The 6664-nt window shown below is 67.7% G+C and carries 4 protein-coding genes and 1 pseudogene; 3 read left to right on the top strand and 2 right to left on the bottom strand.

Translation table 11 applies throughout. From position 1 onward, the window contains the following. Positions 1-32: 32 nt before the first annotated feature. Positions 33-1007 (top strand): annotated as a pseudogene (gene selD / locus OEX18_15330) (selenide, water dikinase SelD). An 11-nt stretch (positions 1008-1018) separates the two neighbouring features. Here the strand turns inward: selD and OEX18_15335 are convergent. Next, a complete protein-coding gene (locus tag OEX18_15335) occupies positions 1019-2359 on the bottom strand; it encodes a peptidoglycan DD-metalloendopeptidase family protein (protein ID MDH4338640.1) in 1341 nt (446 codons plus the stop codon). A gap of 297 nt (positions 2360-2656) precedes the next feature. Continuing rightward, positions 2657-4960, bottom strand: a complete 2304-nt coding sequence (locus tag OEX18_15340) for a M14 family zinc carboxypeptidase (GenBank protein MDH4338641.1) — start codon at positions 4958-4960, stop codon at positions 2657-2659. Between the two features lie 168 nt (positions 4961-5128). On the opposite strand from OEX18_15340, the gene OEX18_15345 reads away from it, so the two are divergent. Continuing rightward, on the top strand, positions 5129-6277 hold the full coding sequence (locus tag OEX18_15345; protein MDH4338642.1) for a ribonuclease H-like domain-containing protein: 1149 nt from the start codon (positions 5129-5131) through the stop codon (positions 6275-6277). A 51-nt stretch (positions 6278-6328) separates the two neighbouring features. Then, positions 6329-6664, top strand: a 336-nt coding sequence (locus OEX18_15350; protein ID MDH4338643.1) for a DEAD/DEAH box helicase, incomplete at its 3' end; no start/stop codon positions are given.

Here is a 6664-nt window from a genome sequence, read left to right on the forward strand (position 1 = left end):
CATGCGCCGGTTGAGCCTCCAAGTTCAGCGCGGCGGGACTGCGCGAGATACTCTCACAACTGCCGATGCCGGTTGACCCCAACGTGCTCGTGGGCCACGCCGGCAGCGACGACGCCGGCGTGTATCGCCTCAGCGACGAGCTGGCGATGGTGCTGACGGTAGACTTCTTTACCCCCATCGTGGACGACGCGTACGACTACGGACGCGTGGCCGCCACCAATTCGCTCTCGGACGTGTACGCCATGGGCGGGCGCCCGGTGGTGGCGCTCAACATCGCGGGCTTCCCGGAGAACAAGCTCCCGGCGGACGTGCTGCGCGAGATCATTCGCGGCGGCGCCGACGTGGCGCGCGCGGCGGGCGTGTCCATCGTGGGCGGTCACACCGTCAACGACCCCGAGGTCAAGTACGGCCTGGCCGTGGTGGGCTTGATCGACCCGCGCCGTATCGTGCGCAACGCCGGCGCGCGAGCGGGGGACCGGCTGGTGCTCAGCAAGCCCATCGGCACCGGCGTACTGGCGACACGGCTCAAGGCGGGCGCGCTCCCGGCCGACGGCGCGAAGCGCCTGATCGAGGTAATGACCACGCTCAACCGCGAGGCGTCCGAGCTCATGCTCGCGCACGACGTGCACGCGTGCACCGACATCACCGGCTACGGATTGCTGGGTCATGCGGCCGAAATGGCGGATGGCAGCGACGTGACCATCACGCTGCGCGCGGCGGGCGTGCCCCTCATCGAGGGTGCGTACGACGCGGCCGCGCAGGGCTATCTGACCGGCGGCGGCAACAACACGAAGAAGTTCCTCGCCGGCGCCGTGCGCCTGGCGCCCTCCATCGACGCGGCCACCACCGCGCTGCTCTTCGACGCGCAGACCTCGGGCGGCCTCCTCATGGCCGTCCCCGCCGAAGAGGCGGATGCGCTGCTGGCAAGGCTCCAGGCCCACCACCCGCAGGCGGCCATCGTCGGCGCGTGCGTGGCGCGCACCGACGTTTCAATAATCGTGGAATAAAAGAGAGACGGCTAGAACACGCCCGCGTGCAGCGTGTTGCTGGTGCGAACCGGGGCCTGCACCATGGCGGTGTGGTTGTCGAGGCCCTCCATGAGCGCTTCGTGCACGCGGCTCAGGTACGAGTCGCGCACCGTGAAGAAGTCGTTGAGCTGCGCCGAGGAAACCGGTTCGCGGGCCGGGAGCTCGAGCTTGCGCGGGTTGACCCACGAGCCGTTGCGGGTGATGCGGTAGCACACGTGCGACGCGGTGGCGTAGCCGGTGGAGCCGACGTAGCCGATCAACTGTCCCTCGGTCACCTTCACCCCGCGCCGGATCCCCTTGCCGAACCCCGACATGTGCAGGTAGTACGACTCGTAGGTGCGGTTGTGGCGGATCTTCACGTAGTTGCCGTTGCCGGAGGTGAACTGTGACGCCACCACCACGCCGTCGCCGGTGGCGTAGATGGGCGTTCCCTTGGGCGCGGCGTAGTCGACGCCGTAGTGCGGCTTGTACACCTTCTGCACCGGGTGGAAGCGGCGTCCGCTGAAGCTGGACGAAATGTGCGTGAAGCGCAGCGGCGCGCGGCGCATCGCCTTCTGCATGGACTGACCCTCGAGCGTGTAGTAGGCCGGCTTGTGCTCGCCGTCCGCAAAGCGGATGGCGTTGTGCTCGCGCCCCGCGTTCACGATGCGCGCCGCCAGCACGTCGCCCAGCGTGGTCATGCCGGTGCGGTACGAGCGCAGCTCGTAGAGCAGCACGTACTCGTCGCCCGCGCGCAGATCGCTCGCCAGGTCGATGGTCCAGCCGAAGATGTCGTCGATGGAACCGGCCAGCTCCAGCGCGGCGCCCTGCTCCTGCAGCGACGCGTACACGGAGTTATAGATGGTGCCGTGGGTGACCGCGTAGGTGACCTCGAAGGGGACCTGCTCGACCGAGGCGGCGAAGCCATCGCCGGTGCGGCTCACGCGCACATAGTCGGCAACGCTGGTATAGAGGAGCAGGCTGTCGACCTCGCCGGTGTCGGTGGCGTAGAGATCGAATTCCTGCCCGGCGCGCACCCGCCGCCAGTCAAACGTGGTGCGGGTCTGGCGGGTGAGGATGTCAATATCCACCGCGGAGACCCCGAGCTTGCGCAACTCCACGTACAGCGAGCTGTTGCGGCCGATGGATCCCCGGACCGGCTCCCGCACCGCCGGCGTCCTGGCCAGGGTCTCCACCCCCGGGGGCGGCGTGACGCCGGTGATCGCCAGACCGGTCTCGGTGTCGGATGCCCCATTCCGGTCCAGGAACGGCTTCAGCAGGACGTCCCGGCCGGAAACCAGCACGGTCACGCTGAGCACGAGGGCGAGGATGGATGTTCGGCGCTGCATCATGGTTAATTCAAATGTTTGTATGGGCTTATCCGGCCCTTCCCGGTCCTCCATCATCGCCCAGGGGCGGGACCGGCGCAAGGCCTTTCTGGGCCCCACCGGGTACCTCTGCAACTTCCATTCCCCGATTCGACCCGCCCGCGGGGCCGGATTGTGGCGCATGGTGGCCCATTGTCCCCCCTAAACCGAAACCGCCGGTCGCGTTGCGGCCGGCGGTCTCGTCAGGGGCGGCGAATGACGGCGCCGCCGTTGCTCAATTGTAACCCCCGCCCCCGCGTCCCCCAAGGGGATTCTGGGGCTTTACTTCAGCAGCACCAGCTTGCGGGTCTGGGCAGTGGTGCCCGCGACGCTGAGCCGGGCGAAGTAGATGCCCGTGGGAACCGGCTCGCCGCGCGCGTTCGTGCCGTTCCAGCGCGCCACGTAGGTGCCCGGCTGCCGCGTGCCCTGCACCAGCGTCGCCACGCGCGCGCCGCTGACCGAGTAGATGGTCAGTTCCACCCGCGTCCCAGTTGCACCGGCAGCCCCGCCCACCACGTACGGGATCTGCGTGGCGGGGTTGAACGGGTTCGGGTAGTTGGCGCCGAGGTCGGTGCGATAGGCGCGCGTGCCGCCGGCCGCGGTAACGGTGGCGACGTCGCGGTCGCGCAATCCGCTCCACGCGCTGGCCTGGTCTTCGGCGTCGACCGCGCGCACGCGGTAGCGCCACAGCCCTTCCATGGAAGGAACGTGGTCATAGGTGGTGTCCGCGTCGGCGGTGGTGATGATGGACTCGTCCGCGCAAGTGACCACCGGATAGATGTTGTCCACGGTGTAGCCGACCTCGGTGTAGAACTGGTCGGTGAAGTAAGCCAGACGCAGCGCGATCTCCTGGCCGGTGTAGGCGGTGAGCGGGAACACCGCGCTCACCCAGCCACCGCTCGCGCCGGTGAAGCCGTGGCCGCGGTTGTTGCCATAGGGATTGAAGGTGGTGGTGATGTTGCCCTGGATGGGCGTCCACGACGCGCCGCCGTCGGTGCTGACATCCACGTAGCCGTAGTCGTAGTCGGTTTCGATGTTGTAGGTGATGTCGAACACGAGCGTGTCACTGTCCGCATCCACCACCAACGGCCGCTTCAACTGCATGGTGTAGGCGATGTTGTCGGCGTTGCCGGAGAAGTAGCCGCCACCGGCGAGGCCCGAGGGCGTGTACGAGAATCCGTTCAACAGCCAGTCGGCGGCAACGGGTGATGCGGTATCCGTGTAGAACGACGGATCGCGGCACGCCTCGATCTGGTAGTGCGTGGTCGGGTTGGGATCGCCCGCCTGCGGGGCGGTCCAGGAGACGCGCGTGATGCCGTTGCCGTAGGGCGCCTGGGTGGCGTACTGCGACGGCGCCCACGGTCCCACCACCTGATAGGGGTTGGCGGCGTACTGGAGCAGCTTCATGTTCATGGGCAGCAGCAGGTCGAAAGTGGGCTGGATCCAGGTGTCGTCCGGCCCGAAACCGCCCTGCGCGCTGCTGTTCATCTCCGGCGTGAACGCGAAGATCTTGTTCTTGCTGATCTGCTGGCCGTAGCCCCAGTCGTCGGAGCCGCCGTTGGTGATGTAGATGGCGCCGCTGGCCGGGTTGCCCGCCAGGTAGCCGTTCTCGGCCACCAGCGAGTCGCCCAGCGCCTGGTACACGGCGTGGTCGGGCGTGTTGCCGTAGATGTATCCCCACGGGTAGAGCAGCAGTTCGCCGTAGGTGTGATAGGAGAACCACGTCACGAACTGGTGCGCGCTCACAAAGGTACGCACGGCCTGGGTCTCGGGCTCGGAAAAGGGCCCCGTGCCGCGGTACAGGTCGCTGCCGGTCGACGGCGACGAACCGATGTTGTCGTAGCCCCACTGGTAGGCGTAGTTGCGGTTCAAGTCCACGCCGTAGGTGAAGTTGCCGTTGTCGCGCCGGTTCTTGCGCCACCAGGTGCCGGGGCTGGTGGCGTGGTTCAGCTGCACGTAGACGTGCCCGTCGGGGTTCACCATGGGGATGAACCAGATCTCGCGGTTATCGATGTAGTCGGTGACTTCCGCATCGACGCCGTAGTTCGCGAGCAGGTACTGCGCGAAGCGCAGCGGAATGTCCACGCTCATGAGCTCGCGCGCGTGGTGGTTGCCCATGTAGAGCACCTCGGGTTCGCTCTCGTCCACCGTCACGTTGTCGGAGACCTTGAGCGCGTAGATGCTGCGCCCCTCGATGCTGGTGCCGATGACGGAGCGCTGCGCGATCGCGGGATAGGCCGTCACCAGCGCCGTCAGCGCGGTGTCGAGCTCGGCGTAGGTGTGGTACGCGCCCAGGTTGGCGTCCAGCACCGCCGCGCCCTCGGGCGCGAATGGTTCGGGCGATTCCGAGACCGGGTAGGGGCGCGCGCGCAGCCACGCGAGCTGGGCGTCGTCGGCCAGCAGATCCACGCCGTACTTGGTGAAGGCCAGGATCTCGATGTCCTGCGCCATGATCTGCTCGATCTGGCGCGGGCTCTTGAAGGGCACGGTGACGACGGTGTCCGCCCGCGACCCCGCGGCGGAGAACGCCACGGCGCCGAGGACCAGGAGTGCGGCGATGCGCTGGGTAGGCTTTCTGGGATTCATGCGCTTCCTTCGGGACAGGGGAACGGCGACGGGGCAACCAGGCTAAATTCTACCGCGATTCACGCTTGCGTCGCAAGCCGGCGCGCCGCCCCGGGGTTGGTCCGCCCGGCAACGGCAAAGAAAACCCGGCGGCTGGGGGGGTATTGGGAGTGGTGCCAGCGCCACCTGTTGACTACACTGGTTCTGATGGCGCCGGTCGACAACCTACTGAAGAAGCAACTCGCGCAAATCAAGGCCCGCGCACTCATGCTCGCGGGCCGCGCATCGTCCGACGACGGCGACTCGGGGGCATCTTCCGCGTCTCCTCCTGCCAATGAGATCATCGAGTCCGTGGTCCGCACCGGTGCCGTCACCCGGGGCAGGGACTTCCCCCGCGCCGCGGTCACCCGCACCGAGGAGCGCCCGCGGCGTTTTCCGTGGTGGTTCCGGCGGCGGCAGGTGCGGGAGGAGCGGCACGGCTTCGAGGGCGCGTTCCAGCGCATGCTCGAGCAGCTGTCGTCCGGCGACCCGCTCGGCATCGAGGAAGCCGTTCCCGGCCTGGTGACCGCCACCGACAGCGCGCCCTTCTATCTCATCCGCCGCCACGGACCGGACCTCGACCCCCTCGCGGCGGAAGAATCTGCGCGCTTCGGCGGGTTCAGCGCCTGGCCCGCCGGCATCGTGCGCACGCGCGTTGGATCCCACGCGGTGGACGGCATCGAAATTGTGAAGAGGAATGGCGTTCCCGATCCGCGCGGCGTGCTCTTCCTGGACATCGAGACCGCCGGTCTCTCGGCCAATACCTACGCCTTCCTGGTGGGGCTGATGTACTGGGAGGACGGCCGTTTCGTGAGCGACCAGGTGTTCGCGCGCGACTACAATGAAGAGGAGGGGATGCTGCGCCACGTGCGCGCCACCATGGAGCGCTTCGATACGGTGGTGACGTACAACGGGGCCAGCTTCGACCTGCCGTTTCTGCGCCAGCGCATGACGGTGCTGCGGGTGCCGGACATCGCCCCCATCGAGTCGGTGGACCTGCTGCACGCCGCACGGCGCGTCTACAAACCGGTGCTGCCCAACTGCCGCCTGGTGACGGTGGAGAAGCACCTGCGCGGCGTGGAGCGCGTGGACGACATCCCCAGCCGCTTCATCCCCCGCGCCTACCACGAGTTCGTCCACACCCGGGACGCGCGCCTGATGCGAAACGTGGTCTACCACAACCGCATGGACGTCTTCACCATGGCGGTGATGCTCAACCGCATGGGCGAAATCCCGTTGGCCACGCAGGCCGCGGGTGATACCATCCCCCCGCCGAACCCGCCTCACGTGACCTTCTAGTCCGACGGGCGCGCGTCCCTGCGCGGTCTCCGTCGCGGGATGGGATGCAGGATGAACGTCGACAAGTTTTTGAAACATCTCGAGACCTCGGAGTGGTACGACGGGCAGATCGTGCGCGTGGAGCGCTTGCCGGAGCGGCCGGCGAGGTTTGCGCCCCTCGACCCGCCGGTGCACCCGCGCATCGCCGCCGCCATCAACACCGACGGCATCACCCGGCTCTACACCCACCAGGCGGACGCCATCCGCCACGCGCGCGCGGGCGAGCACGTGGTGGTGGTCACCGGCACCGCGAGCGGCAAGACGCTCTGCTACAACGTGCCGGTGCTGGAGGCGATTCTCGCCGAGCCCGACGCGTGCGCGCTGTACCTGTATCCCACCAAGGCGCTC

This window comes from Candidatus Krumholzibacteriia bacterium, assembly GCA_029865265.1.
GTDB lineage: Bacteria > Krumholzibacteriota > Krumholzibacteriia > WVZY01 > JAKEHA01 > JAKEHA01.